This is a genomic window from Kitasatospora sp. CB02891, from assembly GCF_002803145.1.
Lineage (GTDB): Bacteria > Actinomycetota > Actinomycetes > Streptomycetales > Streptomycetaceae > Kitasatospora > Kitasatospora griseola.
The window spans coordinates 189,300-213,836 of record NZ_NNBO01000013.1 but is presented as its reverse complement, the minus strand read 5'-3'; the positions used below and the strand labels follow the sequence as shown (position 1 = coordinate 213,836).

Annotated in this window: 20 protein-coding genes, 1 tRNA gene and 1 pseudogene; 16 read left to right on the top strand and 6 right to left on the bottom strand. The window is 73.0% G+C overall.

From position 1 onward, the window contains the following. Window positions 1-796 precede the first annotated feature (796 nt). From CG736_RS26645 to CG736_RS26625, 5 genes and pseudogenes are all read left to right on the top strand, one after another. Window positions 797-1,768, top strand: a complete 972-nt coding sequence (locus tag CG736_RS26645; RefSeq protein WP_100588696.1) for an HAD family hydrolase — start codon at window positions 797-799, stop codon at window positions 1,766-1,768. 1,120 nt (window positions 1,769-2,888) lie between these two features. Then, window positions 2,889-4,005 (top strand): annotated as a pseudogene (locus tag CG736_RS38025) (helix-turn-helix domain-containing protein); the annotation flags it as partial. Between the two features lie 622 nt (window positions 4,006-4,627). Beyond that, complete coding sequence (gene orn, locus CG736_RS26635) at window positions 4,628-5,230, top strand: oligoribonuclease (RefSeq protein ID WP_043914045.1); 603 nt, start codon at window positions 4,628-4,630, stop codon at window positions 5,228-5,230. A 114-nt stretch (window positions 5,231-5,344) separates the two neighbouring features. Then, window positions 5,345-5,420: transfer RNA gene (locus CG736_RS26630), tRNA-His, on the top strand. 306 nt (window positions 5,421-5,726) lie between these two features. Beyond that, complete coding sequence (locus CG736_RS26625; protein ID WP_100588694.1) at window positions 5,727-6,173, top strand: DUF4442 domain-containing protein; 447 nt, start codon at window positions 5,727-5,729, stop codon at window positions 6,171-6,173. A 183-nt stretch (window positions 6,174-6,356) separates the two neighbouring features. Here CG736_RS26625 and CG736_RS26615 read toward each other — a convergent pair whose 3' ends face one another. Next, window positions 6,357-7,421 carry a LacI family DNA-binding transcriptional regulator gene (locus tag CG736_RS26615; protein ID WP_100588692.1) on the bottom strand — a complete coding sequence of 355 codons (1,065 nt, stop codon included), beginning with the start codon at window positions 7,419-7,421 and terminating at the stop codon, window positions 6,357-6,359. Window positions 7,422-7,962: 541 nt separating this feature from the next. Here CG736_RS26615 and CG736_RS26610 point away from each other — a divergent pair. From CG736_RS26610 to CG736_RS26585, 6 genes are all read left to right on the top strand, one after another. Beyond that, entirely contained in the window at window positions 7,963-9,285 is a 1,323-nt protein-coding gene (locus CG736_RS26610) for an extracellular solute-binding protein (RefSeq protein WP_100588691.1), read from the top strand. 249 nt (window positions 9,286-9,534) lie between these two features. Continuing rightward, window positions 9,535-10,503, top strand: a complete 969-nt coding sequence (locus CG736_RS26605) for a carbohydrate ABC transporter permease (protein WP_100588690.1) — start codon at window positions 9,535-9,537, stop codon at window positions 10,501-10,503. Window position 10,504: 1 nt separating this feature from the next. Beyond that, window positions 10,505-11,419, top strand: a complete 915-nt coding sequence (locus CG736_RS26600; RefSeq protein WP_100588689.1) for a carbohydrate ABC transporter permease — start codon at window positions 10,505-10,507, stop codon at window positions 11,417-11,419. Between the two features lie 52 nt (window positions 11,420-11,471). After that, entirely contained in the window at window positions 11,472-12,941 is a 1,470-nt protein-coding gene (locus CG736_RS26595) for a glycoside hydrolase family 1 protein (RefSeq protein WP_369880520.1), read from the top strand. Between the two features lie 75 nt (window positions 12,942-13,016). After that, window positions 13,017-13,748, top strand: a complete 732-nt coding sequence (locus tag CG736_RS26590; RefSeq protein ID WP_100588688.1) for a hypothetical protein — start codon at window positions 13,017-13,019, stop codon at window positions 13,746-13,748. Continuing rightward, on the top strand, window positions 13,645-14,313 hold the full coding sequence (locus CG736_RS26585) for a Uma2 family endonuclease (RefSeq protein ID WP_369880518.1): 669 nt from the start codon (window positions 13,645-13,647) through the stop codon (window positions 14,311-14,313). Before CG736_RS26590 ends, CG736_RS26585 begins: the two co-directional genes overlap by 104 nt. Window positions 14,314-14,329: 16 nt before the next feature. Here CG736_RS26585 and CG736_RS26580 read toward each other — a convergent pair whose 3' ends face one another. The 4 genes from CG736_RS26580 to CG736_RS26565 form a co-directional block, all read right to left on the bottom strand. Continuing rightward, a complete protein-coding gene (locus CG736_RS26580; protein WP_100588687.1) occupies window positions 14,330-15,214 on the bottom strand; it encodes a spermidine synthase in 885 nt (294 codons plus the stop codon). 163 nt (window positions 15,215-15,377) lie between these two features. Continuing rightward, window positions 15,378-15,737, bottom strand: coding sequence for a hypothetical protein (locus tag CG736_RS26575; protein WP_100588686.1), 360 nt, complete (start codon window positions 15,735-15,737; stop codon window positions 15,378-15,380). Further along, entirely contained in the window at window positions 15,734-16,306 is a 573-nt protein-coding gene (locus CG736_RS26570; protein WP_100588685.1) for a DUF6232 family protein, read from the bottom strand. The genes CG736_RS26575 and CG736_RS26570 overlap by 4 nt, the downstream gene beginning before the upstream one ends. A 155-nt stretch (window positions 16,307-16,461) precedes the next feature. Next, window positions 16,462-16,920, bottom strand: coding sequence for a hypothetical protein (locus CG736_RS26565; RefSeq protein ID WP_232734192.1), 459 nt, complete (start codon window positions 16,918-16,920; stop codon window positions 16,462-16,464). A gap of 332 nt (window positions 16,921-17,252) precedes the next feature. On the opposite strand from CG736_RS26565, the gene CG736_RS26560 reads away from it, so the two are divergent. Further along, complete coding sequence (locus CG736_RS26560) at window positions 17,253-18,764, top strand: transcriptional regulator (protein WP_100588684.1); 1,512 nt, start codon at window positions 17,253-17,255, stop codon at window positions 18,762-18,764. Between the two features lie 103 nt (window positions 18,765-18,867). Here CG736_RS26560 and CG736_RS26555 read toward each other — a convergent pair whose 3' ends face one another. Next, complete coding sequence (locus tag CG736_RS26555; RefSeq protein WP_100588683.1) at window positions 18,868-19,512, bottom strand: histidine phosphatase family protein; 645 nt, start codon at window positions 19,510-19,512, stop codon at window positions 18,868-18,870. 169 nt (window positions 19,513-19,681) lie between these two features. On the opposite strand from CG736_RS26555, the gene CG736_RS26550 reads away from it, so the two are divergent. The 4 genes from CG736_RS26550 to CG736_RS26535 all read left to right on the top strand — a co-directional run bounded on the left by CG736_RS26550 (window position 19,682) and on the right by CG736_RS26535 (window position 24,460). Then, the gene (locus CG736_RS26550) at window positions 19,682-20,914 is read left to right on the top strand and encodes a hypothetical protein (RefSeq protein WP_100588682.1); all 1,233 of its coding nucleotides are present in this window, start codon (window positions 19,682-19,684) and stop codon (window positions 20,912-20,914) included. Beyond that, window positions 20,911-22,509, top strand: coding sequence for a hypothetical protein (locus tag CG736_RS26545; RefSeq protein WP_100588681.1), 1,599 nt, complete (start codon window positions 20,911-20,913; stop codon window positions 22,507-22,509). The genes CG736_RS26550 and CG736_RS26545 overlap by 4 nt, the downstream gene beginning before the upstream one ends. A 7-nt stretch (window positions 22,510-22,516) precedes the next feature. Further along, window positions 22,517-23,914 (top strand): AAA domain-containing protein, encoded by a 1,398-nt coding sequence (locus tag CG736_RS26540; protein WP_232734191.1) that lies wholly within the window; start codon window positions 22,517-22,519, stop codon window positions 23,912-23,914. A gap of 138 nt (window positions 23,915-24,052) precedes the next feature. Beyond that, on the top strand, window positions 24,053-24,460 hold the full coding sequence (locus CG736_RS26535) for a hypothetical protein (protein ID WP_232734190.1): 408 nt from the start codon (window positions 24,053-24,055) through the stop codon (window positions 24,458-24,460). The last annotated feature ends 77 nt before the right edge of the window (window positions 24,461-24,537 follow it).

The window sequence follows — 24,537 nt, the reverse complement described above, 5'->3', positions numbered from 1 at the left end:
TCGGAGCGTTCCATGCGGACGGAACAGTCGGGCGCATCCTCAACGCCATGGCGTCCACCGTCGGGGCCGTCTCCGGAGTCGCACCCGCGCGCGTCCCCACGGTCGCCGCCACGCCCATCTTCACGGCACCCTCCGCCGCCTCCACGGACATCTCCGTCCCCGGTGGCGTCGGCGTCGGGGCGGCGTGCCGAATCCGCTCCCGGCGGGGCGCCGAGGAGCTCGGCAGGGGAACTGTCGTCCCGCGAACTGCCGTGGGCAGAACCGGAAGGATCTCGACCAGCCATGGCTCAAAACTCTTCAACCGGGAGAGGAATGCACAGGGGGACACGGCGGCGGACCGCCCTGGCCCGGGGAAAGGCACGACCGAGGCGGCGGACCGTTCGGAAACGACTACCACCGTTGGCGACCTGTGCCTTTCAGAGTACGGCGCGGAATGGGCCGCACCCAGCGGCGAAGCCCTCGGTACGACAAGGTTCCCGCTTGTGGGGGAATCACACGCCGGCGTGTGCGCCCCTTCTGCGGCGGGTTCCATGGAGCTTGACCGACGACCCGCGGTACGCGCAACAGGGCAGGCACACAACGTGATCCGACTGTCATCGCCAGAGATCGTCGCTGCCCGAGGACGGTGCGGGTGAACGGTCGAGCCGACCCGCTAAGGGAAGTTGGCGGGGCGCGAGGGGCGCATTCGGGCGATCATGACCCGAGATGGGTGCGTAGCAGATGGATTCGGCCAATTCGTGGGAATTCGATTCGCCTTTGGCAATTGCCACATGCATACGAGCCGCCCACTGGCAGCATGCTCGACATGCCGCTGCTCCTGCTCGACCTCGACAACACCTTGCTGCCCAGGGATGCCGCGTTCAGAGCCTGGGCGGAAAACTTCCTCGCCGAGAACGGCCTGCCCGCGAGCGACCTCGACTGGTTGGTCATGCTCGACGGCAGCGGCTACGTGCCGCGCAGCACCGTACTGGGCGCGGCGAAGCGCCGCTACGGCATCGATCGGTCGATCGATTCGATGCTCGAGCACTACCGCCGCAGCATCAACTCCCATATCGCTTGCCCGGATTCACATGCGAGCGCGTTACGCGCGGCCCGCGAGGAGGGGTGGACGCTGGGGATCGTCAGCAACGGGGGGACGCTGCCCCAGCTGGAGAAGATCCGACTCACCGGGCTGGCCGCCATGGTGGACGGCTGGGTCATCTCCGAGGAGGCCCGCTGCATCAAGCCGGATCCGTTGATCTTCGAAATCGCCGCCCGCCGCTGCGGGTTCCGCCCGGCGGGAGACTGGACCGCGCAGACCTGGATGGTCGGCGACTACGGTCCGTCCGACATCGCGGGAGCGGAGGCAACGGGGCTCCGCAGTGTCTGGCTGCACCATGGTCGCCCCTGGGCCGAACGGGGCTACCGTCCGACGGTCAGCGCGCCGAGCCTTCCGGACGCGGTGCGCCTCGTCCTCGGCGCGGCCGAACGCCCCAACGCCGCCCGGCACTTCGCTGCCGCGACGGCGTCCGGTCGCAAGCGCCCGCCTCGCACTCGCATCGCCGTGCCGGCCTCCAGGCTGGCCCCCTCGCCCACCACAAGCGCGCCGAGGCCGCCCTTCGCCCAGTCCGCATCGTTCACCCGGGCTGTGCCGCTCACCCGCCTCGGACCGGTCACCGCTCCCGCCGTCCAGCCCGCCGCAACGGTCGGCGCACCGGTCGGCGCACCAGTCGGCACATCGCCTGCCGCCCAGCCCGTTCGGCCGCCGGCCCTGCCCCCCGTCGCTTAGGTCCGCCGGATCGGCACCCACAGGCCGCCTCGGAGACACCCGAACTTTCGGCAGAGAACGCCGAGTTGTCACCGCCGCCAGGCCGCGCCGGCGACGATCCGCACGCGAGAACGGCGGCGCATTCGTCCGGCGCCACGCTCCCACGCGTACTCAACACAGCTCTCCTCCATCGGAGTTGGACACCGCCCCGCCCACACCGCCCACACGGCCCTCCCCCACCCCCGGTCGGCGAGGACGGGGCGGGCGGCAAGGGCCCGGCGGCGAGGGCGTGAGCGGCACATCCGGCAGGGGCCGGATTCGGACGAATGTGCGGCAGTGTGGGGCTCCGGACGGGGCGACTGGCCGATGGTGACCATGGGGCGGATGGGGCTACTGGGGCTGATGTGACAGGAGGTACGCAAGGGGTGCGAAGTGACGGATTGTGAGGTGGGAGGCGTTCGGAGATGGCCAGTTCGGGTTGGGCCAAGGGGCTGACGAGGCGCGGGAGTCTTGGCTCAGGTGTGCGCTGTGGCGCGCAGAAGGTATGTTCACGCCCCTGATTTGAACCGCATGTTTTCAGCCAACTTGCGAGCCCGACCCACCCTTCGGACAAAGCCGCAGCACACAGCGGCCGGCGGGTGCGCCGCTGGTGGGTGAATCATGAGCAGGTCGTGCGACAACCAGCCACGGTTGTCCGCGCCCCCTTCACAGCGGGGTCGACGGGTGCCACGCTTCGTGATCGAATGCTTCACGCCAAATTGCCATGTCGACATAGCGTCGGATGGTGAACTTGTCACAACGGCAACGGTCCACCAAGTAGATTCGATCTTGGCTCGCAGAGCGGCAGCCGAGACCACCACACCACCGAGGGGGCTGGAGCGCCTTGAGCAGGGTGAGTAGGAGCGACGCGGGTCCTGAAGGCGGCCGTCAGCCGTCGGGCCTTCCCGGTGGCGGCTCAAGACTCGGCAAGTTCGGTGGCACGCCCGCCGGTTCACTCGGTTCAGGATCGACGGCCAGTCAATTTCACGGCGGCAACGCAGCATTGACGTCGGGTCAGTACACCACGACTCCGGCCCCGCAGCCCCCGTCCTCCGTCGCCGGTCACGGCAACCTCGCCAACGGCCCTTCCAACTCCTCCGCCATGGGTGCCGGAGCCGGCTCCGACACCCTCACCGCCGCCGGCCCGGGTCTGCTGGGCGCGCCGCGCAAGCTGGCGGGGCGTCGGCGGCGCGAAACGGTGGCGGTGCTGTTGTTCAGTGGGGCGCCGATCTTCGAGAGTTCGATCCCGCTGTCGGTGTTCGGCGTGGACCGCCAGGACGCCGGGGTCCCCCGTTACCGTCTGCTGGTGTGCGCCGGCGAGGAGGGACCGCTGACCACCACCGGCGGCCTCACCCTCACCGCACCCTACGGGCTGGAGGCGCTGTCCCGGGCCGGCACCATCGTGGTGCCCGCCTGGCGGTCGATCTCGCAGCCGCCGCCGGTCGAGGCCATCGCCGCCCTGCGCAAGGCCCACCACGAGGGGGCCCGGATCATCGGCCTCTGCACCGGTGCCTTCGTCCTGGCCGCAGCCGGGCTGCTCGACGGGCGCCCGGCGACCACGCACTGGATGTACGCGCCGACGCTGGCCAAGCGGTACCCGCGGGTCCACGTCGATCCGCGCGAACTGTTCGTGGACGACGGCGACGTGCTGACCTCCGCCGGCACCGCGGCCGGCATCGACCTCTGCCTGCACGTGGTCCGCAGCGACCACGGCGCGGAGGCCGCCAACGCGCTCGCCCGAAGGCTGGTGGTGCCCAACCGGCGCGGTGGCGGAGGTCAGGCCCAGTACATCGATCAGTCTTTACCTGAAGAGATCGGCAACGACCCGCTGGCCGAGGTGGTCACCTGGGCGTTGGAGAACCTCAACCAGCAGTTCGACGTCGAGGTCCTGGCGGCCCGCGCCTACATGTCGCGGCGCACCTTCGACCGCCGGTTCCGCACGCTCACCGGCAGTGCCCCGCTGCAGTGGCTGATCACTCAGCGGGTGCTGCAGGCGCAGCGGCTGCTGGAGACCTCCGACCTGTCGGTGGACGACGTGGCCCGCCGCTGCGGCTTCCGTTCCCCGGTGGCGCTGCGCGGTCACTTCCGCCGCCAGCTCGGTGTCTCCCCGGCCGCGTACCGGACCACCTTCCGGGCCCGCCGTCCGGCGGTCGGGAACTCGGCGATGCCTTCGCCGGGCGTTCCGGCCGAGCGGATCGCCGGTGCGCCGGGCGGTCCGGCGACGGGTCAGGGCGGGCACGGGCAGCAGGCCCAGGGCCCGTCCGGGAACGTCGGGGTGACGCACGGCCAGACCGCGGCGAACGGCCCCGGTGCGAGTGGTGCGGCGGGGCGTCCGCGGCAGCGTCCGCTGGTGCCGCCGCAGGCCGGTCCGCCGGCGGGGGCGTTCGGCTCGCGGGTGCCGGAACGTCCGGGCGACCCCCGGTACGGCGTCCGCCCCACCGGTGGCGGCGCGGGTGCGGCGCAGCCGGGCCACCCGGGTGGTGTCCCGAACGGGCAGTCCGGCGTCCCGTACCCGAGTGCCCACCAGGGCCCTCCGCCCGCGCATGCGCACGCGCAGCCGTCGCCCGGCCAGCCGGTGCGGCCCAGTGCGGTGTACCCGGGCGGTCGCGGCTCGACCCCGGCCGACCGGCCCGACCGTGCCAACGGTCCGGAGCGTGCCGACCGTCCGGTGGAGCACGCGATCGCGGAGGACCCGGACAGCCAGCAGCCGAGCGCGCGCGGTCGGCAGTCGGTACGTCCGGAGACCGAGCCGGAGCGCAGGGCGCGCGGGACGGCGGACTTCGGCCCGGACGGGGCGCGTGCGGTGTCGGGGGCGCGTGATCGCGCCGTAGGGTGAGGGGCGTGAATGACCGTTTGGTATGGATCGACTGTGAGATGACCGGCCTCGACCTCGATCGGGACGCCCTGATCGAGGTCGCCGCCCTGGTGACCGACTCCGAGCTGAACGTGCTCGGCGAAGGCGTGGATGTGATCATCCGCCCGCCCGCCGAGGCGCTGGAGAACATGCCTGAGGTGGTGCGGGAGATGCACACCGCCTCGGGTCTGCTCGATGAGCTCGCGGACGGCCTGACCATGGCCGAGGCACAGGAGCAGGTGCTGGCGTACATCCGCAAGCACGTGCCGGAGGCCGGCAAGACGCCGCTGTGCGGCAACTCGGTGGCCACCGACCGCGGCTTCCTGTCCCGGGACATGCCGGAGCTGGAGGGCCACCTGCACTACCGGATCGTGGACGTCTCCTCGATCAAGGAGCTCGCCCGCCGCTGGTACCCGCGCGCCTACTACAACAGCCCGCAGAAGGGCGGCAGCCACCGCGCGCTGGCGGACATCCGCGAATCGATCGCCGAACTCCGGTACTACCGCGAGACGGTGTTCGTTCCGCAGCCCGGTCCGGACACCGACACCGCCCGGGAGATCGCCGCCCGCCACCAGGTGCCCACCACCTGATCAGGGCTCGGGTCCGGACCGCCGGGAAAACCCTGGCACGAGCACCCCTCAGCATCCTGTAGAGTTCTTTCTGTCGGAGCGGGAACGCGAAAGCGGGAAAGCGCCGGACAGATGGTGGGCGTAGCTCAGTTGGTAGAGCACCTGGTTGTGGTCCAGGTGGCCGCGGGTTCGAGTCCCGTCGCTCACCCCATCGAAGAAGGGCCCTGGCCAAGGGAATTGGCCAGGGCCCTTCTTGCGTCTCCGCACACACCTGCCGCCGCGTCCGCCCCCGGCCGGAGCCCCGATTCGAAACCGGCCCGCACGCGGAACGCAGAGCCACGCACGCGGAGCCACGCACGCGGAGCCGCGTGCGCAAAGCCTCGTGCGCCGAGCCATGAGTACCGAGCCGCGAGCACCGAGCCCGAAGCGTCCACCCGCCCACCTGACGGGAGATCAGCGCGAGCGGCGACCCGTTCCGCCATGGACGTCGAAGCTACCTGTCAGTAACATCGGCCCCATGACCACTACTGCGATCGGCCAGCTGCTCACCGACACCGTCCCGATGGTGAAGACCCTGCAGCTGGAGTACCTGGAGACCACTCCGGAGCGGGCCGTGCTGCGGCTGCCCGACCTGCCGGAGTACCGCAACCACGTGGGCGGACCGCACGCGGGGGCGATGTTCACGCTGGCCGAGTCGGCGAGCGGCGCGATCGTGCTGGCCGCGTTCGGCGACCAGCTGGGCCGCGCGGTGCCGCTGCCCACGGTCGGCGAGATCTCGTTCAAGAAGCTCGCCCGCGGCGTGGTGACGGCCACGGCCACCCTGGGCCGCCCGGTCGCCGAGGTGCTCGCCGAGCTGGACGAGGGCAAGCGCCCCGAGTTCCCGATCACCGTGGAGATCACCCGCGAGGACGGCGCCATCACCGGCGTGCTGGAGATCGTCTGGACGCTCCGCCCCAACTCCTGACCCACGCCGGAATCTCGGGCCCGGAACCAGCAACACCGAGCACGGGCCCGAGCCCAGCACCCCGCGCACCGCACCGGCCCCACCCACGCGGCACCCCGCACCCCGCACCGACCCCACCCGCGCGGCACCCCGCACCCCGCACCGGACCCGCCCGCGCGCAGCGACGCAGCACCTCGGCGACCCTCAAGCCGAGTCCCGAACGATCAGCTCGGTCGCCAGCACCACCTGTCGCCGCGCCCGGCCGCGTTCGGCGATCTCGTCCAGCAGCAGCCGGACCATCGTGCGCCCCATCTCCTCGATCGGCTGGCGCACGCTGGTCATCGGCGGATCGGTGTGCCGGGCCACGATCGAGTCGTCGAAGCCGATCACCGCGACGTCGTCGGGGATCCGTCGGCCGGCGGCCCGCAGCACCTGCATGGCGCCGGCCGCCATCACGTCGGACGCGCAGAAGACGCCGTCCAGGTCGGGCCGCCGCTCCAGGAGCTCGCGCATCGCGTTCCGGCCGCCCTCCTCGGTGAAGTCCGCCAGGCCGACCAGCTCCTCGTCGTAGGGGTGCCCGGCCTCCTCCAGGGCCCGACGGTAGCCGCCGAGGCGGGCCTGGGCGACCTCCATGTCCAGCGGGCCGGTGAGGGTGGCGACCTGGCGGCAGCCGCGGCGCAGCAGGTGCCGGACGGCCATCCGGGCGCCGCCGGCGTTGTCGGCGTGGACGTAGCTGAGCGGTTCGAGGTCGCCGCGCCGGCCGGCCAGCACGGACGGGATCTCCAGGCTCTCCAGCAGGGCGGGCAGCGGGTCGTCGCGGTGCACCGACACCACCAGGACGCCGTCGACCCGCTGGGCGGTCAGGTAGGCCGAGAGGCGTTCGCGCTCGCGCTGGTTGCGGACCAGGATCAGCAGCAACTGCAGGTCGGTCTCGGCGAGTTCGGCCGAGACGCCGCTGATGATGTCGGAGAAGTACGGCTCCGAGAACAGCCGGGTCTCAGCCTCGGGGACGACCAGCGCGATGGAGTCGGTGCGCGAGGTGACCAGCGTGCGGGCGGCCCGGTTGGGGACGTAGCCGAGTTCGGCGATGGCGTTCTGGACGGCCTCGCGGGCCTTGGCGCTGACCCGGGGCGAGCCGTTGACGACCCGGGAGACGGTGCCGCGGCCGACGCCGGCCAGCGCGGCCACCTCCTCCAGGGTGGGGCGCGCGGCGGCTCTGCCCCCGGCACCCGGGTGGGGTGCCTCGGGGCGCTGTGCAGTCGGGCTCATCGCTGCACCTCTCGGTCTCTGTGACGGATGGGACGGGGCGGACGAAACGAACGGGGCAGGGCGGGACGGTCGGCACCGGTTCCGGCCGGGCCTCCCACCCCAGTGCGGAAGGTTCATTGTGGCCGGTCCCGAGCCGCCCACAAGCATCCGGGGCGGACCGCACCCCGACCCCCCGGGCAACCCGCGCCCGCCCCTGGGCAACTCGCGCCAAACCTTCGGGGCAACCCGCGCCCGCCGCCCGCGCAGCCCGAATCCCGGCATCGTCCCGCCGTCGAGAAACCCGCGGCCACCGCCGCAGCCCCGACGCCGGCACCCTCACCGCCGCGCCGCCCGACGGAGCCCCGGCGCCGGAAACGCTCCGGCAACGTTTGCGTCACCACGTCTTGACACTCACCCCCGCGACCCAGCAACCTTCCGGCATGCCAATTGTGGGAGCGCTCCCACACTGTAGCCAACATTCGGCGCACAGAGAACATCCCTGAACCTCTCCGCTCCACCCCGGAAGACCCGGATCACCACCCGGACAAAGGAGTTCGCCCCCATGCGCACCACCTCCCGCCCCCGCAGAGCCGTCGTCCTCGCCACCGCGGCGGCGGCCACCTCCGCCCTGCTGCTCACGGGCTGCTCGTCCGGCTCGGACAGCGGCGGCAGCGGTTCGAGCGACGCCAACGCGAAGATCACCCTGACCGTCGGCGACTTCGGCACCTTCGGCTACAAGGAGGCCGGCTTGTACGACGAGTACATGGCCGCGCACCCGAACGTCACGATCAAGTACGACACCGTCCAGGACGGCCAGAAGTACTGGGACGCGCTGACCACCCACCTGGCGTCCGGCAGCGGCCTGTCCGACGTCCAGGCGGTCGAGGTCGGCTACATCGCGCAGGCCACCAACACTCTCGGCGACAAGTTCGTGGACCTCGGCAAGGCCGAAGGCGTCAACCCGGGCAACTGGCTGGACTGGAAGGCGAAGCAGGCCACCACCGCCAAGGGTGCGCTGATCGGCCTGGGCACCGACATCGGCCCGATGGCGATCTGCTACCGCTCCGACCTGTTCCAGCAGGCCGGTCTGCCCACCGACCGCGCCGAGGTCGGCAAGCTGTGGGCGGGCGACTGGTCGAAGTTCGTCGAGGCGGGCAAGACCTACCAGTCGAAGGCCCCGACGGGCACGTTCTTCACCGACTCCGCCTCCGGCCTGTTCAACGCCGCGCTGTCGGCCGAGCCGCTCCAGTACTCGGACGCCGGCGGCAAGTTGGTCTACAAGGACAGCCCGGGCGTCAAGAAGGCCTGGGACCTGGCGGTCTCCGCCTCGCAGGCCAAGATCAGCGCCGGTCTGCGCCAGTTCCAGGACCCGTGGAATGCCGCCTTCGCGAACGCCAAGTTCGCCACCGTGGTCTGCCCGTCCTGGATGACCGGCATCATCGGCAAGTACTCCGGCGACTCCGGCAAGGGCAAGTGGGACGTCGCGGCCCCGCCGGTCGCCGGCAACTGGGGCGGCGCGTTCCTGACCGTCCCGAAGGCCGGCAAGCACACCAAGGAGGCCGCCGCGCTGGCCGCCTGGCTGACCGCCCCGGAGCAGCAGGCGAAGGTCTTCACCAAGGTCGGCAACCTGCCGTCCACCGTGGGCGGCCTGCAGCAGTCCGCCGTCCAGGGCGCCAAGGCGGAGTACCTGAACAACGCCCCGACCGGCCAGATCTTCGCCGCGTCCGCGCAGTCCATCAAGCCGGCGCCGATCGGCGAGCAGGACGGCAACGTGAAGACGATCATCACCGACAACGGCGTCCTCGACATCGAGGAGCACGGCACCGACCCGGCCAAGGCCTGGAGCAACGTCACCAAGCTGGTCGACGACAAGGTCGGCCACTGACCGGAGCCGGCACCCCCGCTGTCAGCCACTGACCGGGGCCCGACACCCCGCCGCCGACCGCACCCTGCGGCCGACAGCGCCCCGCCGTCCGCCGGTGACCAGGGCGGACGCCCCCGTCGTCGGAAACCGACCGAGGCGCCGGCGGCCCGCCGTCCGCCGGTGACCGATCCCAACTGCCCGGCCGGGTCCGCCCACCCGGCCGGGCGCCGTTCCGCCGCCCCCTCGCCACCTCCGGGAAGGAAACCCCAAGTGGCCACCAACGTCCGCGCCGAGGCCTCGCCCGTCGCCCCGGCGCGCCCCGCCTGGCGCTCCCGCCTGTACCGGTTCGACCTGAAGGCCTCCCCATACGCCTTCATCGCCCCGTTCTTCCTCTGCTTCGCCGCCTTCGGCCTGTTCCCGCTGATCTGGACGGGCTGGCTGTCGCTGCACTACGTCGACCTGCTCAAGCCCGACGTGATGGAGTGGAAGGGCCTCGGCAACTACACCCGGCTGTGGTCCAACGACCAGTTCTGGACGGCGCTGCGCAACACCTTCACGATCGGGGTGATCTCCACCGTCCCGCAGCTGCTGATGGCGCTGGGGCTCGCCCACCTGCTGAACTACCGGATGCGGGCCCGCGGTTTCTTCCGGGTCGCGATCCTCGCCCCGTACGCCACCTCGATCGCCGCCGCGACCCTGGTGTTCGTCCAACTGTTCAACCCGGACTACGGGTTCATCAACTGGGCGCTGGACGCGGTCGGCATCCACCACACCAACTGGTACGCCGACACCTGGCCCTCGCAGATCGCCATCTCCGCCATCGTGACCTGGCGCTGGACCGGCTACAACGCGCTGATCTACCTGGCTGCGATGCAGGCGGTGCCGAAGGACCTGTACGAGGCGGCCGCTCTGGACGGGGCCAACCGCTGGCAGCAGTTCACCCGGATCACCGTCCCGTCGATCCGGCCGACCATCCTGTTCACGATCATCGTCTCCAGCATCGGCGCGACCCAGCTGTTCGGCGAGCCGCTGTTGTTCGGCGGCGGGGTGGGGGTCTCCGGCGGCTCCGCGCACCAGTTCCAGACGCTCAGCCTGTACATGTACGAACTGGGCTGGCCGTCGCGCCAGTTGGGTCGCGCCTCGGCGGTGGCCTGGACGATGCTGCTGCTCCTGCTGCTGGCCGGCCTGGTGCAGTTCCTGATCACCCGTTACCGCAAGCGCCACGAGCTGGGAGGCTGACATGGCCGCCACCCTGTCCACCCCCACCGCCGGCAGCGCCCGGCCCACCGAGCGGGAACGTCCGCGCGGCCTGTTCCGCCGCCGGGCCGGCGAGCACGACAAGGCCGGCCCGGTCGCCTACCTGCTGCTGGCCGTCGCCGCGGCGATCTCACTGTTCCCGCTGTACTGGACCTTCGTCGCGGCCTCGAACACCGGCGAGCGGGTGGCCCAGTCACCGCCGCCGATGGTGCCCGGAGGCCAGCTGTGGACCAACGTCTCCACCGCCTGGGCGCAGGCCGAGATGGGCACCGCGCTGCTGAACTCCACCGTGGTGGCGGGCTGTGTGGCGCTGTCCACGGTGCTGTTCTCCACGCTGGCCGGCTTCGCCTTCGCCAAGCTGCGCTTCCGCGGCCGGAACGCGCTGCTCACCCTGGTGGTCGCCACCATGACCGTCCCGCCGCAGCTCAGCGTGATCCCGCTGTACCGGATCATCACCGAGCTGGACTGGGGCAACCACCTGCAGTCGGTGATCCTGCCCTCGCTGGTGGCCGCGTTCGGCGTCTTCTTCATGCGTCAATTCCTGTCCGAGGCACTGCCGTTCGAGCTGATCGAGGCGGCCCGGGTGGACGGCGCGAACAGCCTGCGGATCATCTGGCACGTGGTGTTCCCGGTGGCCCGGCCCGCGATGGCGGTGCTCGGCATGCTGGTGTTCGTCCAGTCCTGGAACGACTTCTTCTGGCCCTTCGTGGTCCTCACTCAGCAGAACCCGACCGTGCAGGTCGCGCTCTCGGCGATCGGCGGCGGCTCGGGCCACGACATCAACCAGGCCGTGATCATGACCGGCGCGTTGGTCGGCACCCTGCCGCTGCTACTGATATTCGCCGTTCTGGGGAAGCACATTGTCGGCGGGATCACGTCCGGCGCCGTCAAGAGCTGACCCTCCGGAAGACCCCGCCCTGTCCACTCCTCAGCCATGGGAGCGCTCCCGTATGACCATGACCGATCCGACCACCGCCTCCCACGCCGCCGCCGCGGCCCCCCGGGTCGCCTTCCCGTCCGGCTTCGCCTTTGGCGCCGCCACCGCGGCCTACCAGATCGAGGGCGCCGTCGCCGAGGACGGCCGCACCCCCTCCATCTGGGACACCTTCAGCCGCACCCCCGGGAAGGTCGCGAACGGCGACACCGGCGACATCGCGGTGGACCACTACCACCGCTTCCGCGAGGACGTCCGGCTGATGGCCGACCTCGGCCTCACCTCGTACCGGTTCTCGCTCTCCTGGCCGCGGATCCAGCCGACCGGCCGCGGCCCCGCCGTGGAACGCGGACTCGACTTCTACCGGGCCCTGGTGGACACCCTGCTGGAGCACGGCATCTCCCCCGTCGCCACCCTCTACCACTGGGACCTCCCGGAGGACCTGGAGCAGGCCGGCGGCTGGCCGATCCGCGAAACCGCCCACCGCTTCGCCGAGTACGCGTCGATCGCCGCCCGTGCGCTCGGCGACCGGGTCCCGCTCTGGACCACCCTCAACGAGCCCTGGTGCAGCGCCTTCCTGGGCTACGGCTCCGGCGTGCACGCGCCCGGCCGCACCAACCCGGCGGACGCCCTCAGGGCCGCCCACCACCTCAACCTCGGCCACGGCCTGGCCGTCGGCGCGCTGCGCGAACTGCTGCCCGCCGCCGCGCAGATCGGCGTCTCGCTCAACCTGCACCTGGTCCGCCCGCTCACCGACCGCCCCGAGGACCGGGAGGCGGCCCGCCGGATCGAGGCCGTCGGCAACCGGATCTGGACCGGCCCCCTGTTCGGCGGCGGCTACCCGGCGGACCTGATCGCCGACACCGCCTCGATCGTCGACTGGGACGAACTGGTCCGCCCCGGCGACGAGGCCGAGATCGGCCGGCCGATCGACCTGCTCGGCCTCAACTACTACAACCCGACGGTCGTCTCGGCCCCGCAGAAGGCTCCCGTCGAGAACCCCGAGGACACCGGTGGGCCCGCCCGCTTCGACGGCCACGGCGACAGCGCGCACAGCCCCTGGCCCGGCGCCGAGGACGTGGTCTTCCACCTCGCCAACGACGACGTCACCGCGATGGGTTGGCCGATCGACGCCACCGGCCTGTCCGAGTCGCTGATCGGCATGCACCGCGACTTCGGCCTGCCGCTGATGGTCACCGAGAACGGCGCCGCCTTCGAGGACGTGGTCGGCCCGGACGGCCGGGTCGACGACCCGGAGCGGATCCGCTACCTCCGGCTGCACCTGTCGGCGGTGGCCGACGCGATCGCCGCCGGGGCGGACGTCCGCGGTTACTACCTCTGGTCGCTGATGGACAACTTCGAGTGGGCGTACGGCTACGACAAGCGCTTCGGCATCGTGCACGTCGACTACGAGACCCAGCGGCGCACCCCCAAGTCCAGCGCCCACTGGTACACGGGGGTGATCCGGCGCGGGGGGCTCGACTGACCTGCACTCCACTCGATGTGACGGAGTGTGAGCGACGGGCGTGACTGCCGGGGGCCCGGCTCGTTCTCCCCTGGTGTGCGAACCAACCACGCGAAACGGCTGCGACGTTCGGACACCCCTCGGCACCGGTGGGGCCGGCCCGGGGCGCTGGCGGCGAGCGGGATACTCGCCGTCCAGCTGCTCGGCCTGGCCCTCGGCACCTCCGACGCCCAGGCCGCCGAGAGCGGCCGGGCCGGCCCCACCACCCGCGCCCGCACCCTCGGGCCGGGCTCCCCCGCCGACGGGAGCGGGCTGCTCGGCAGCACCGGGCCCGCCCTGGACGGTGCGGTCGGCGAACTCGGCACCGTGATCCAGCAGCACCTCGGCACCGGTGAACTCCCGCTCCCCGGCCAGCACGCCGACGGCCCCGACGCCTTCGCCATCGCCGCCCGCCTGCTCTCCGCCATCCCCTCGCAGGACCGCACCGAGGACCGCGCCTCCCGCTCCGGCCCCACCGAAGGCCGTCCCGGCAAACCCGCAGCCCGGACCTCGGCCCCCAGCACCCCCGCCGACCCGGCGCCCGACCCGGCCACCCCGCTCCCGTCCCGCCGGCACGTCGACAACCTCACCACCACCACGCCCGACCGGGTCCCCCCGCCCTCCACCCCCACCCCCGAGGGCGACGCCCCCCTCGCCCTCACGGCGGCCGACCCCGCCGACCCCGATGACGGCGACTCCACCGCCGCCGTCCTGCTCCCCATCGCCGCCGGCCTCCTCCTCACCGCCGCCGCCACCTACAAGCACCGCGGCCTCCCGGGCGGACACTGACCCCATGCACCCGGCGCTCCGCGCCCACCCAGGCCCGTGGACGGTCGAAGACCTGCTTCGCCCTGCCCGAGGACACCCACCGGCGCATCGAACTGGTCGGCGGATCCCCGCTGTTGACCCCGCATCCCGACGTCCCGCACCAGCGGGCCGCCACCCGCCGCTGCGCGCTGCTGGCCTCCGCCCTCACCACCGCCGACGCACCGTTCGAGGCACTGTCGGCGGTCAACGTCCTCGTCCCGGACGGCCTGCTGATCCCGACCTGGTCGTCGTCGACGCCGCCGCAGCCGCCGAAGCCGGCTCCATCCTGCACGCGGACGACGTCGTCGTGGCCGTCGAGATCGCCTCCCCACCCACCCGGGTCATCGACCGCAGGACGAAGCCCGGCCGCTACACGGCGGCGGGCATCCCGCACTACTGGCGTCTCGACCTCGCCCCCGCGCCGCGCCTCCACCTCGGGCGGCTGGAACACGGCGACTACCTCGACCGCACCGTCCAGCCCGGCGAGACCACCGCACTCACCGAACCGTTCCGGCTCGAACTCGACCCGGCCGTGCTGCTGCGCTGACCGCTCGTCCCGCAGGTCAGCCGAAGGCCTTCGGGGGCGGAGGCGGGGACTGGACGGCCTGACTGTCGGGGACGGGGGTTGCCCCGGCGAGGAAGTCCGTGAGGTCGCGGGCGTGGAGCAGGCGGGCCTGGGCGGGGTCGGCGGCCAGGCGACGGGTGAGGTCGGTGAGCGGGAGGGGGGTGTGGGCGGCGGCCAGGACGAGGTTGCCGAAGCGCTTGCCGCGCAGGACGGCGGGGTCGGCGATCAGGCAGACCTCGGGGAAGACGGCCAGCAGGGTCGCGGCCTGGGCGCGGGCGAAGGCGAGTTGGCCGCCGTCGGTGATGTTGGCGGTGTAGCGGCCGGTGGCCGTGAGGGCCCGCGCGGCGAGCTGGGCGAACTCGACGGTGGCGCAGTGGGCCGGGACCCGGGCTCCGGCGAAGACGTCGGCGATCACCAGGTCGGTGGAGCCCTCGGGGGTGCGTTCCAGGACGGCGCGGGCGTCGCCGCCGCGGACCCGGATCTGCCAGCCGCGGTCGAGCGGCAGTTCGGTGCGGACGAGCTCGGTGAGCGCGGTGTCGATCTCGGCGACCTGCTGCCGGGAGCGCGGCCGGGTGACAGCCGTGTAGCGGGCCAGGGTGAGCGCGCCGCCGCCGAGGTGGAGCACCGAGATCGGCTGGCGCGCGGGGGCGGCGAGGTCGATCAGGTGACCGATCCGCCGCTGGTACTCGAACCCGAGGTGGGTCGGGTCGGCGAGGTCGACCAGCGACTGCGGGGCGCCGTCGAGGACGAGCTGCCAGGCGTGCGGCCGGTCGCGGTCGGGGCGCAGTTCGGCGGCGCCGGAGGCGACCGTCGCGGTCAGCGGGCCCTCGGTGTGCGTGCGGCCGGGGACGGCGGGGGCGGGGGTGGTACGTGAGCGGCCCATGCGCCCATTATCCGATGATCACCCGAACCCTGCCCGCAGCGACCGCACCCCGCGACCGTACCCAGCCCACCACTCGCAGACCGCGGCCCGCAGCGCATCAAGCGCCACCTACCAAGCGCCGCGTACCAAGCACAGCCCACCGCCCACCGCCCAGGCAGAACCCTCAGGCCCCCGACGCCATCCCGATGATCCGATTGGCCAGCTCGACCACCCCGGGTCCCAGGCTGCGCGCCGTCTCGGCGACCCGCCGCGCGGTCTCCAGCGCCCGGTTCAGCCGCGCCCCGCGCTGGTCCGCGGTCTCCCCGGCCGGGGCGCTCGCCGGGTCGAGGTCGGTGAGCGTCTGGTCCAGCTGCTGTCCTTCCGGCCCCGGGACGTGCTGCCGCAGGTCGGCGACCAGAGTGCGGAGCAGGGCGAGCTGCTCGGGCCCCGGCTGCGCGGTGCCGCCGAAGTTGACCGAGCCGATGTTCCCGCTGCCGCTGACGTTGGTGACGTTGCCGAGGTAGAAGTGCTGCTCGCCGCTCACGTGTTGATCCTTCCGACGTTGCCGGTGCCGTGGACGTTGACGGTGTCGCCGAAGTAGTAGTGCGCCGGGTTGATCGACAGGGTGTCGACGTGGAGGGCGAGGGTGGCGGCCCCCGGGTTGTCGATGGCCGCGGCGAGCTGCACGGTCAGGGCCAGCCGGCGCTGGGCGTCGGGTGCCGTGACCAGGGCGACCGAGGTGCCGTTGGTCTCGATGGCGACCGCGTGCTGCGGCTTCTGCAGCACCACCTGGAGCAGGTTGATGACGTGGACGGCCAGGACGATCAGCGAGAACGTCACCACGGTCCCGGTGAGCGAGGAGGAGCTGTCCTGCCTCGACGAGGACGACCCGGTCAGCTGGATGGACAGGTTCCCCATGGCAGCCAGCACGAACGCCACGGTCACGGTGATGGCGACCCGTCGGCCGAAGCGGGCGAAGGCCTCCCCGTACCGGGGGTTCAGGACCACGGGGAACACCCGGGCGATGTTGTCCAGCGGATAGGCGGCCTGGCCGATCCACAGCGTCCGCCGGTCGATCCGGAGCTCGATCTGCCCCGGTCGGAAGGCCGGCACCGGAGGTACCGACGGCGGTGCCGGTGGTGTCGGTGGTGGTGTCGGCGGCACTTGCCCGGGAACGTTCTGAGACACTCGCATCATCCCCCAAGTCGCGCGTGCCGCACACTATATGAGCGCCCGTCAAGCCTGGCCAGCCATTTGCACGGACCTGCTCAGAGCGGGCCGAGCCCGCCCGCGGTGAGGGTGGTGGCGGCTTCACAGAGGGCCGAGCGGAGCACCCAGGCGTCCGTGGGGCGGACGCAGTGCTGGGGGCCGCCGGGCGGGATGATCCAGCACGGGTCGGTGGGCGGGAGCAGGTCGGCCCCCGGGGTACAGGTCGAACCGGGCAGGTGCCAGCGCAGCGCGGTGCCGGCCGGGACCAGGAAGGCGATGGCCGAACCGCCGGAGCTCTGCTGGACGGCCCCGCAGGCGCGCCGCAGGCGGAGGATGTCGACCGCTTCGAGCCCGTGCCGGACCTGCACCGTCACGGTGTCGTACTGGACGACCCGCCCGACCACGCCACCGCCCGGACCGGCACAGGCGGAGACGGCCGACGGGACGGGCGGCACGGCGGAGGTGGGCAGCACGGCCGGGGCAGCCGGGCGGCGGTACTGGGGAACTCCGGTGGCCATGGGGGACCTCCTGTCGCCTGGGGTCGCGCGGACACCGGAGGGTGCTCCGCCGCCCGGTTCGGCGACGGGGGCCGGCACGGGAGGGGGCCCGTACCGCCGGTGTCCATGTATCAGGACAACGCGCGACCGGGCCTCCAGGCCACGGCCTTCGATACGGCAAGCCATGGCATTTCATGGCGGAACACGGCAACTGCGTCCGTATTGTCCGTAATTGCCCCACCCCCACCAGGCAACTCACTGTGTACGCCGAGTAACTACGGGTACTGTCGTGCCGACGCGACGGCCCCACCGGAGACCGGCGCGACCTCGCCGGCACGATCTCGGAGTGCAGCATGGCAGCCACGCGGACCGGCGAGCCCCGTCCGGCTCCCGTCCCCAACCGGGCGATGCGGGAACTGCGCGGCGACCTCTCACCGAGGGAGTTCGCCACGCTGGTCCGCCGGGCCGCCCGGGAGATCGGCGAGCACGTGTCGTGCGACGCGCGCTACGTCGGGCGGGTGGAGGCCGGCGAGATCCGCTGCCCCAACTACGCCTACCAGCGGGTGTTCCGGCACATGTGGCCGGAGAAGTCGCTGGCGGACCTCGGGTTCGCCCCGCGCAAGACGGTCCGCCGCCAGCTGCCGAACGCCGAACCCGACGCCGGCACCGACACCGACACCGGCACCGCCGAACCCGGCGCCGCCGAACCCCACACCGGCGGGGCCGCCCACCCGGTGCCCGCACCGCCCGCCCGACCTGCCACGCAACCACTCCCCGACCCGGCCACCCCGGCGGGCCCGCCGGACCTGTCGCACCGCTCTGACGAGGAGGACGACGTGCTTCGCCGAACGTTCCTGAACGGCGGCTCCGCCGCGATGGCGACCGCGCTCGGCATGGGCGGATCGCCGCAGCCCGCGGCCCCGCCACCACCCGCCGCCCCGCCCCCACCGCCGGAGCGCCACCGGGTGGGCGCGGCCGAGGTGCGCGGCGTCGAGCAGGCGGTCCGCGACATCCGGCTGCTCGACGACGTGCACGGCGCGGACACCCTGTTCGAGCTGGCCGGCCAGTCGCTGCGCAGTGCCTACGTGCTGCTCAACGACGGCGAGTACAGCACCGAGACCGAGCGCCGCCTGCAGTGCGCCGCCGGCGAACTCGCCATCTCGGTGGGCTGGTTGGCGCACGACTCGAGCCGGCCGATGGACGCCCGTTCGTTCTACTCGGAGGCGCTGGCGACCGCCCGGATGGCCCAGGACCCGCACCTGGAGGCACACGTGTTCAGCAACATCGCCTTCCTGGCCCGGGAGACCGGCCAGGCCCGGGAGTCGCTGCGGGCCGCCCAGGCCGGGCAGGCCGCGGCCCTCGGCCTGGGCTCGGACCGGCTGCGTTCGCTGCTGGCGCTGCGCGAGGCCTGCAGCTGGGCACTGCTCGGCGACCGGGGCGCCTACCAGCGGGCGCTGTCCCGGGCATACACGCTGTTCGACCGCGGGCCGCAGGACGCCGACCCGGAGTGGATGTCGTTCTTCGGGGAGGCGGAGCTGGCCGGCCAGGAGGCGCAGTGCTGGTCGTTGCTCGGCGACTGGAAGCGGGCGATCGTCCAGGCCGAGCAGGCGGTCGGGCTGCAGCACCCGCACTTCGTCCGCAACCGGGCGCTGTACACCGCCGAGTTGGCGCACGACCGGCTGGGCCGGGGCGATCTGGCGGGCGCGGCCGTGCAGGGGTCGGAGGTGGTGGCGCTGCTCGGCCAGGTCCGTTCGGCGCGGATCCGCGGCATGCTGGCGCACACCGCGGACCGTCTGCGCGAGCACTCCACCGTGGCGGAGGTGCGGGAGTTCCTGGCGGGCTACGACGACGCCGCGGCCGCCTGACCACGGCCGTCCGGAGCGCCGGGGCCCGGCCGGTCGGTCCGAACGGTCCGGTCGGTCCGGTCGGTCCGGTCGGATCAGTGCGACGGGACCGGCTCCCGGACCGTCAGGCCTTTTCGAGGTGGCTCTGGTCGTTCCAGGTCTCGACCGCGGGCAGCCCGTACTCCCAGGACAGTACGGAGAGCGAGGCGGTGCCGAGCTTGAAGCGCTGCGCGTACTCGGGGGCGAGGCCGAGCCAGCGGGCGGTGAGGATGCGCAGCAGGTGGCCGTGGGCGAACAGCACGACCTCGCAGTCGGCGCAGTGCATGGTGGTGGTGTCGGCGTCGGGGACGCCGTGCCGTCCGTTGAGCTCGGCGAGGAAGGAGTCGACCCGGGCGGCCACCTCGGAGAGCTTCTCGCCGCCGGGGACGCCGTCGCGCCAGATCAGCCAGCCGGGCCGGTCGGTGGCGCGGATGTCGGCGCCGGTGCGGCCCTCGTACTGGCCGTAGTCCCATTCCAGCAGTTCGGGGCGGTCGACGGCGCGGTCGCCGAAGCCGGCGAGTTCGGCGGTCTCGCGGGCCCGGGAGAGCGGGCTGGTGTAGACGGCCGCGGTGGGCAGGCCGTGCCAGGGGGCGCGGCGGAGGCGCTCGCCGAGGGCGCGGGCCATGGCGCGGCCCTCGTCGGTGAGCGGGATGTCGGTGCGGCCGGTGTGCTGGCCGGTGACCGACCAGGCGGTCTCGCCGTGGCGGACCAGCACGATGCGGGCGGGCATGGGGGCTACCTCATTCGAAGTGGGTGCGCGGGGAGCGCGAAGGGCTTCGAGGACTGCGGGGCGCGGCCGCGCCGTTGCGGACCACCGGGCCCATGATCCCCCACCGGACCGGCCGGATCGAGTGACCGGCTCCGCTTTGTCGGCGGCGGGTGCGAGACTGGGCCGCACCATGAACGTCTCGCACTTGGGGCAGGCTTCCCCGTCGCTCCGGCGGCTCTCCGAGCTGCGCGGCTCCGCGCCGCAGCGCAGTCTCGACGCCCGGGCCCTCGCCGCTCTCGCCGCCAATCCCGGATGCCGCCGCCGCGCGCTGCTGGATGCCGCGGGGGTGGACAAGACCGCGCTGGCGGACCGCCTGGGCCGGCCCGCGCCGTTCGGCCAGTCGCCGTTCGCGATCCGCCGGGGCCTGCAGTTCGAGTCCCGGCTGAAGCGGGACGGCTACGCGGTGCTGTTGGAGCCGCTGCGCCGGATGCTGGGGGTGCCGGAGGAGGAGGTGGCCTCGCCGGCGGTGCCGGACCTACTGCCGTCGCAGTCCCCCGCGGTGCGTACGGAGCGGACGTTGGCGGCGCTGGCGGAGGCGGCCGCCGACCCGGCGTCCTGGACGCTGCTGGACCATCCGATGCTGCGTCTGCAGGTGGCCGGCAGCCCGGCGTACCTGGAGCCGGACGCGGTGGTGGTGCACGGCGGCCGGTGCACCGTGGTGGAGATCAAGTCCTTCCCGGTGCTGGACGGTTCGGCCGATCCGGCGAAGGTCGGCGCGGCGGCCCGGCAGGCCGCGGTGTACGTGCTGGCCCTGCAGGAGGCGGCGGCCCGGCTGGCCGGTGGTGCGCCGTCCGCGGATCCTTACGCGGTGCAGGAGCTGCCGGGCGCGCCGGAGTTGACGGTGCTGCTGGTCTGCCCGAAGGACTTCTCCAACCGCCCGGTCGCGGTGCCGGTCGACGTGCGGCGCGAACTGTCCACCACCCGGCGGCAGTTGTCCCGGATGACCAGGGTGGAGCAGCTGCTGGCGGCGCTGCCGGAGGGGGTGACCTTCGACCTGGCGCGGGACGACTCGGGGGCGCCGACCCGTCCGGTCGAGGAGTTGGCGGAGGCGGTGTCGACGGTGCCGGCCGCGTACGGTCCGGAGTGCATCTCGACCTGCGAGTTGGGTTTCCACTGCCGGTCGCAGGCCAGGTGTGCGGGCGCCGTGGAGCAGTTGGGCCGCGGGGTGCGCGGGGAGCTGGGTTCGCTGCGCACCGTGGAGGCGGCGCTGGCGGCGGCCGAGCGGGGTGTGGAGCAGGGCCTGGAGCCCGCGCTGCTGGCGGAGTTGGGGCTGGACGAGGCGTCCGAGCGGTTGGCGTACGCGGCGCGGCTGCGGGCGGAGGCGTTGGCGGTCGGGGGCGCGCGGCTCGGGGGCGTCCGGTGAGTCTGCTGTCCACGCTGGCGCGGTTGGAGGCGGTGCGCGGTCAGCGGGCGGAGCCGTTGGCTACGGTGCGGCACCGGCATCTGTCGGAGCGTCCGATGGTGCTGGTGCCGTTGGCGGCGGCCGGTGAGGCGGGTGCGCCGCTGGCGGTGCTGCTGGGCACGGACCGGGACGCGCCGCGGCTGCATCTGGTGCCGCAGCCGCTGAACCGCACGCAGCGTTCGGAGTTCCTGGCGGCGATGGCGGCGGACGTGGTGCCGTACCTGGAGTCGTTCAACGAGCAGGTGGAGCTGCTGGAGGGTTCCGAGAAGGACCCGGTGAGCGGCGAGAAGCTGCCGGTGGTGCGGGAGTTGTGCGCGGACGCGCCGCAGCTGATCGTGCCGAACGCGGCGGGCGTGGCGCATCTGGCGCTGCTGGGCCGTTCCACCCGGTTCCGTCGTACGGCGGAGGATCCGGATCCGGGCGAGTACCCGGCGCCAACCCGGGTTCCGTTGCTGGGCCGGTGGTTGACGCATCTGACGGACCGGGCGCAGGTGCCGGGCTCGTCGATGCTGCTGGCGATGACGGGCCTGCTGTCGCGACACTGGGCGACGGGTCAGTCGAACCTGGAGGACCAGCACCTGGCGGCCCGGCTGGCCTGGCACCTGCCGCCGGAGGGCATGGAGTCGGCGGTGACGGGTGCGGTCGCCGCGGAGTGGGTGGAGTCGGCGCGCGACGCGGACGGTCTGCTGCGGTGTCCGCCGGCCGGTCCGGCGACGGATCCGAAGTTCGACGAGCGGGTGCTGGCCCCGGCGATCCTGCGGCACGACGCGGCGGTGGCGGTGTGGGAGCAGGCCGACGCCTCGCGGGACGCGGTGCAGGAGCGCCGGGCGGCGGGGCTGGTCGAGCGGGCCCGGGCGGAGCTGGCCCGGGTGCTGCTGGCGGCGACGCTGCCGACCTGGCACGACGTGTGGCGCGGGGTGGATCTGCTGCGCGGGCTGCCGCCGGCCGGTCATCTGCCGGACCGCTGGGAGGGCGACCGCTGGTCGTTCACCATGCACCGGGACCGGGTGGCGGCGGGCGAGCCGCCGCAGCCGCGCCGGGACGACGCGGTGACGGCGGCCCGCAAGCTGGCGCAGCGCGAGCGGGAGCAGGCGAAGCTGGAGATCCAGGAGGCGCTGGACGATCCGCTGGCGATGGCAGAGCGCCGGCTGGCGGGCGAGGCGTTCGCCGGCGAGGTGGTGGACGTGGTGCCGGATTGGACGCAGGGCAAGTCGCCGAAGCCGCGTCCGCTGCTGGTGGTGCGGACGGGGGACCGTCCGCACGCCGATCCGGGCCGGGAGGTGTACCGGGCGCACGCGGAGCCGGCGCAGCGGGCGGAGATCGTCTCGGCGGAGCCGGGCGAGGTGGTGGTGCGGCTGCTGTCGGGCATGGGTCGGCGGAAGGATCCGGAGCCGGGCAGTGTGCCGGCGGTGGGCGACCAGGTGGTGTTCACGCTGTTCGAGCTGTCGCCGCGCCAGTCGGCGCCGTTGCCGGAGCCTGCGGACACTCCGTGGACGCACGGTGGTCCGCCGGTGGTCGGCGAGGATTCACCGGCCGGTGCGGACGAGTGGGAATGACGTGCGGATGAGCTTCTCTGGAGACCTGGTGATCGACCCTCGGGATGCTGCGGCGACGGGCGCGTTGTCGCCGGGCGAGGCCGCGGACCGGGCCGTGGCGGGGATTCTGGACGCGGTGGTGCGGCCGCGGCCGGGCGCCCCGCGCGGGGTGGTGGTGGATTCCCCGCCGGGTGCGGGCAAGTCGACGCTGGTGGTGCGGGCGGCCCGGGAGCTGGTGGGTGCGGGCGAGCGGCTGATGATCGTCGCGCAGACCAACAGCCAGGTGGACGACCTGGTGGACCGGTTGGCGTCGAAGGCGCCGGAGATGTCGATCGGCCGGTTGCACGCGAGCGATTCCAAGCCGGCCCCGGAGGCGTTGCGGCATGTGAACGTCACCGCGAAGGACAAGGTCGCGGATCTGCTGGAGCAGGACGTGGTGATCTCCACGGCGGCGAAGTGGCAGTGGGTGAAGACCGAGCAGCCGTGGCGGCAGGCGATCGTGGACGAGGCGTACCAGATGCGTTCGGACGCGCTGCTGGCGGTGGCCCGGCTGTTCGAGCGGGCGCTGTTCGTGGGTGATCCGGGCCAGTTGGACCCGTTCACGGTGGTGGGCACCGACCAGTGGGCGGGTCTGTCGTACGACCCGTCCAGTTCGGCGGTGGTGACGCTGCTGGCGCACAATCCGGCGATCCGGCCGCACCGGCTGCCGGTGTCGTGGCGGCTGCCGGCCTCGGCGGCGCCGTTGATCTCGTCGGCGTTCTACCCGTACACGCCGTTCCGTTCGGGCACCGGCCCGGGTGAGCGGACGCTGCATCCGGGGGTGCGGGCGGACGGTTCGGCGGTGGACGCGGCGATCGACGAGGCGGCCGACAGCGGCTGGGCGCTGCTGGAGCTGCCGGCCCGGCACACGGTGCGCACCGACGCGCAGGCGGTGGCGGCGGTGGCGCGGACGGTGCAGCGGCTGCTGGAGCGGGAGTTGACGGCGGTCTCGGAGCAGGGTTCGGCGCGGTTGACGGCGGGCCGGGTGGCGGTGGGGACGGCGCACCGGGACCAGGCGGCGGCGGTGCGGGCAGAGCTGGCGCGGCTGGGGGTGCCGGTGGATCCGGCGCTGGGCGAGGCGGTGACGGTGGACACCGCGAACCGGCTGCAGGGCCGGGAGTACGACGTCACGGTGGTGCTGCATCCGCTGTCGGGCCGCCCGGACGCGACGGCGTTCCACCTGGAGACGGGTCGGTTGTGCGTGCTGGCGTCGCGGCACCGGCACGCGTGCATCGTGGTGGCCCGGGCGGGCATCGCGGAGCTGTTGGACGAGCATCCGTCGACGGAGCCGGTGCAGCTGGGGGTGGCGGTGAAGTTCCCGGACGGCTGGGAGGCGAACCACGCGGTGCTGGCGCGACTGTCGGAGCACCGGGTGCGCCTGTCCTGATGCGCCCCGGCGCGCGGTGGGTGGCGTGCGCCGGTGGTGGGGAATAGCAACCGGGGGCGCACCGTTCCGCTACCTGCGGTCCGCGCGCGACAATGGACGACGGCCGTCATCCCTTCACCACCCCGGAGGTGCCCCGCCATGCCCGACTCGCACCCGCAGGCGTCCGACCAGAGCGGTACGCCGGTTCCGGCTGCCGTACCGGCCGTGCCGGGGCCTGGCGATCGGGGGCGTCGGATCCGCCCGGCCCAGTTGATCTTCGAACCGGAGGGCAGGGAGCCCGAGCCGGAGCGTTTCTTCGACCTGGAGTCGATCGCCGATCCGGCCGAACTGCTCTCCCGCTCCACCGAGTTGACGCTGGCGTTCCGCGCCGCGGCGGAGCGCGCCACGGATTTCCAGGCGATCGCCGCGGCCCAGCTCGCCGATCCGCGTCGCTTCGACGCGCTCTCCGCGGAGCAGATCGCCGAGCGCGCCGAGTGGACGCCCGACTACGCGCTGAAGATGGTCGAGTACGGCCGCACCCTGCAGCGCCGCACCCCGGAGGGCTGACGTCCCCGCCAGGCCACTGGCATATGCGGCGGGCGATGGTACGCCTTCGCCGCTACCGATGTCCGGTGAACGCGGTT

Bases quoted from the DNA above. Each gene is read 5' to 3' on its own strand.
- CG736_RS26600 (WP_100588689.1), top strand. From the start codon at position 10,505: ATGGCCGCCACCCTGTCCACCCCCACCGCCGGCAGCGCCCGGCCCACC.
- CG736_RS26535 (WP_232734190.1), top strand. From the start codon at position 24,053: ATGCCCGACTCGCACCCGCAGGCGTCCGACCAGAGCGGTACGCCGGTT.
- CG736_RS26610 (WP_100588691.1), top strand. From the start codon at position 7,963: ATGCGCACCACCTCCCGCCCCCGCAGAGCCGTCGTCCTCGCCACCGCG.
- CG736_RS26625 (WP_100588694.1), top strand. From the start codon at position 5,727: ATGACCACTACTGCGATCGGCCAGCTGCTCACCGACACCGTCCCGATG.
- CG736_RS26565 (WP_232734192.1), bottom strand. From the start codon at position 16,920: ATGGCCACCGGAGTTCCCCAGTACCGCCGCCCGGCTGCCCCGGCCGTG.
- CG736_RS26540 (WP_232734191.1), top strand. From the start codon at position 22,517: ATGAGCTTCTCTGGAGACCTGGTGATCGACCCTCGGGATGCTGCGGCG.
- CG736_RS26560 (WP_100588684.1), top strand. From the start codon at position 17,253: ATGGCAGCCACGCGGACCGGCGAGCCCCGTCCGGCTCCCGTCCCCAAC.
- CG736_RS26580 (WP_100588687.1), bottom strand. From the start codon at position 15,214: ATGGGCCGCTCACGTACCACCCCCGCCCCCGCCGTCCCCGGCCGCACG.
- CG736_RS26550 (WP_100588682.1), top strand. From the start codon at position 19,682: ATGAACGTCTCGCACTTGGGGCAGGCTTCCCCGTCGCTCCGGCGGCTC.
- CG736_RS26615 (WP_100588692.1), bottom strand. From the start codon at position 7,421: ATGAGCCCGACTGCACAGCGCCCCGAGGCACCCCACCCGGGTGCCGGG.
- CG736_RS26645 (WP_100588696.1), top strand. From the start codon at position 797: ATGCTCGACATGCCGCTGCTCCTGCTCGACCTCGACAACACCTTGCTG.
- CG736_RS26585 (WP_369880518.1), top strand. From the start codon at position 13,645: ATGACGGCGACTCCACCGCCGCCGTCCTGCTCCCCATCGCCGCCGGCC.
- CG736_RS26595 (WP_369880520.1), top strand. From the start codon at position 11,472: ATGACCATGACCGATCCGACCACCGCCTCCCACGCCGCCGCCGCGGCC.
- CG736_RS26555 (WP_100588683.1), bottom strand. From the start codon at position 19,512: ATGCCCGCCCGCATCGTGCTGGTCCGCCACGGCGAGACCGCCTGGTCG.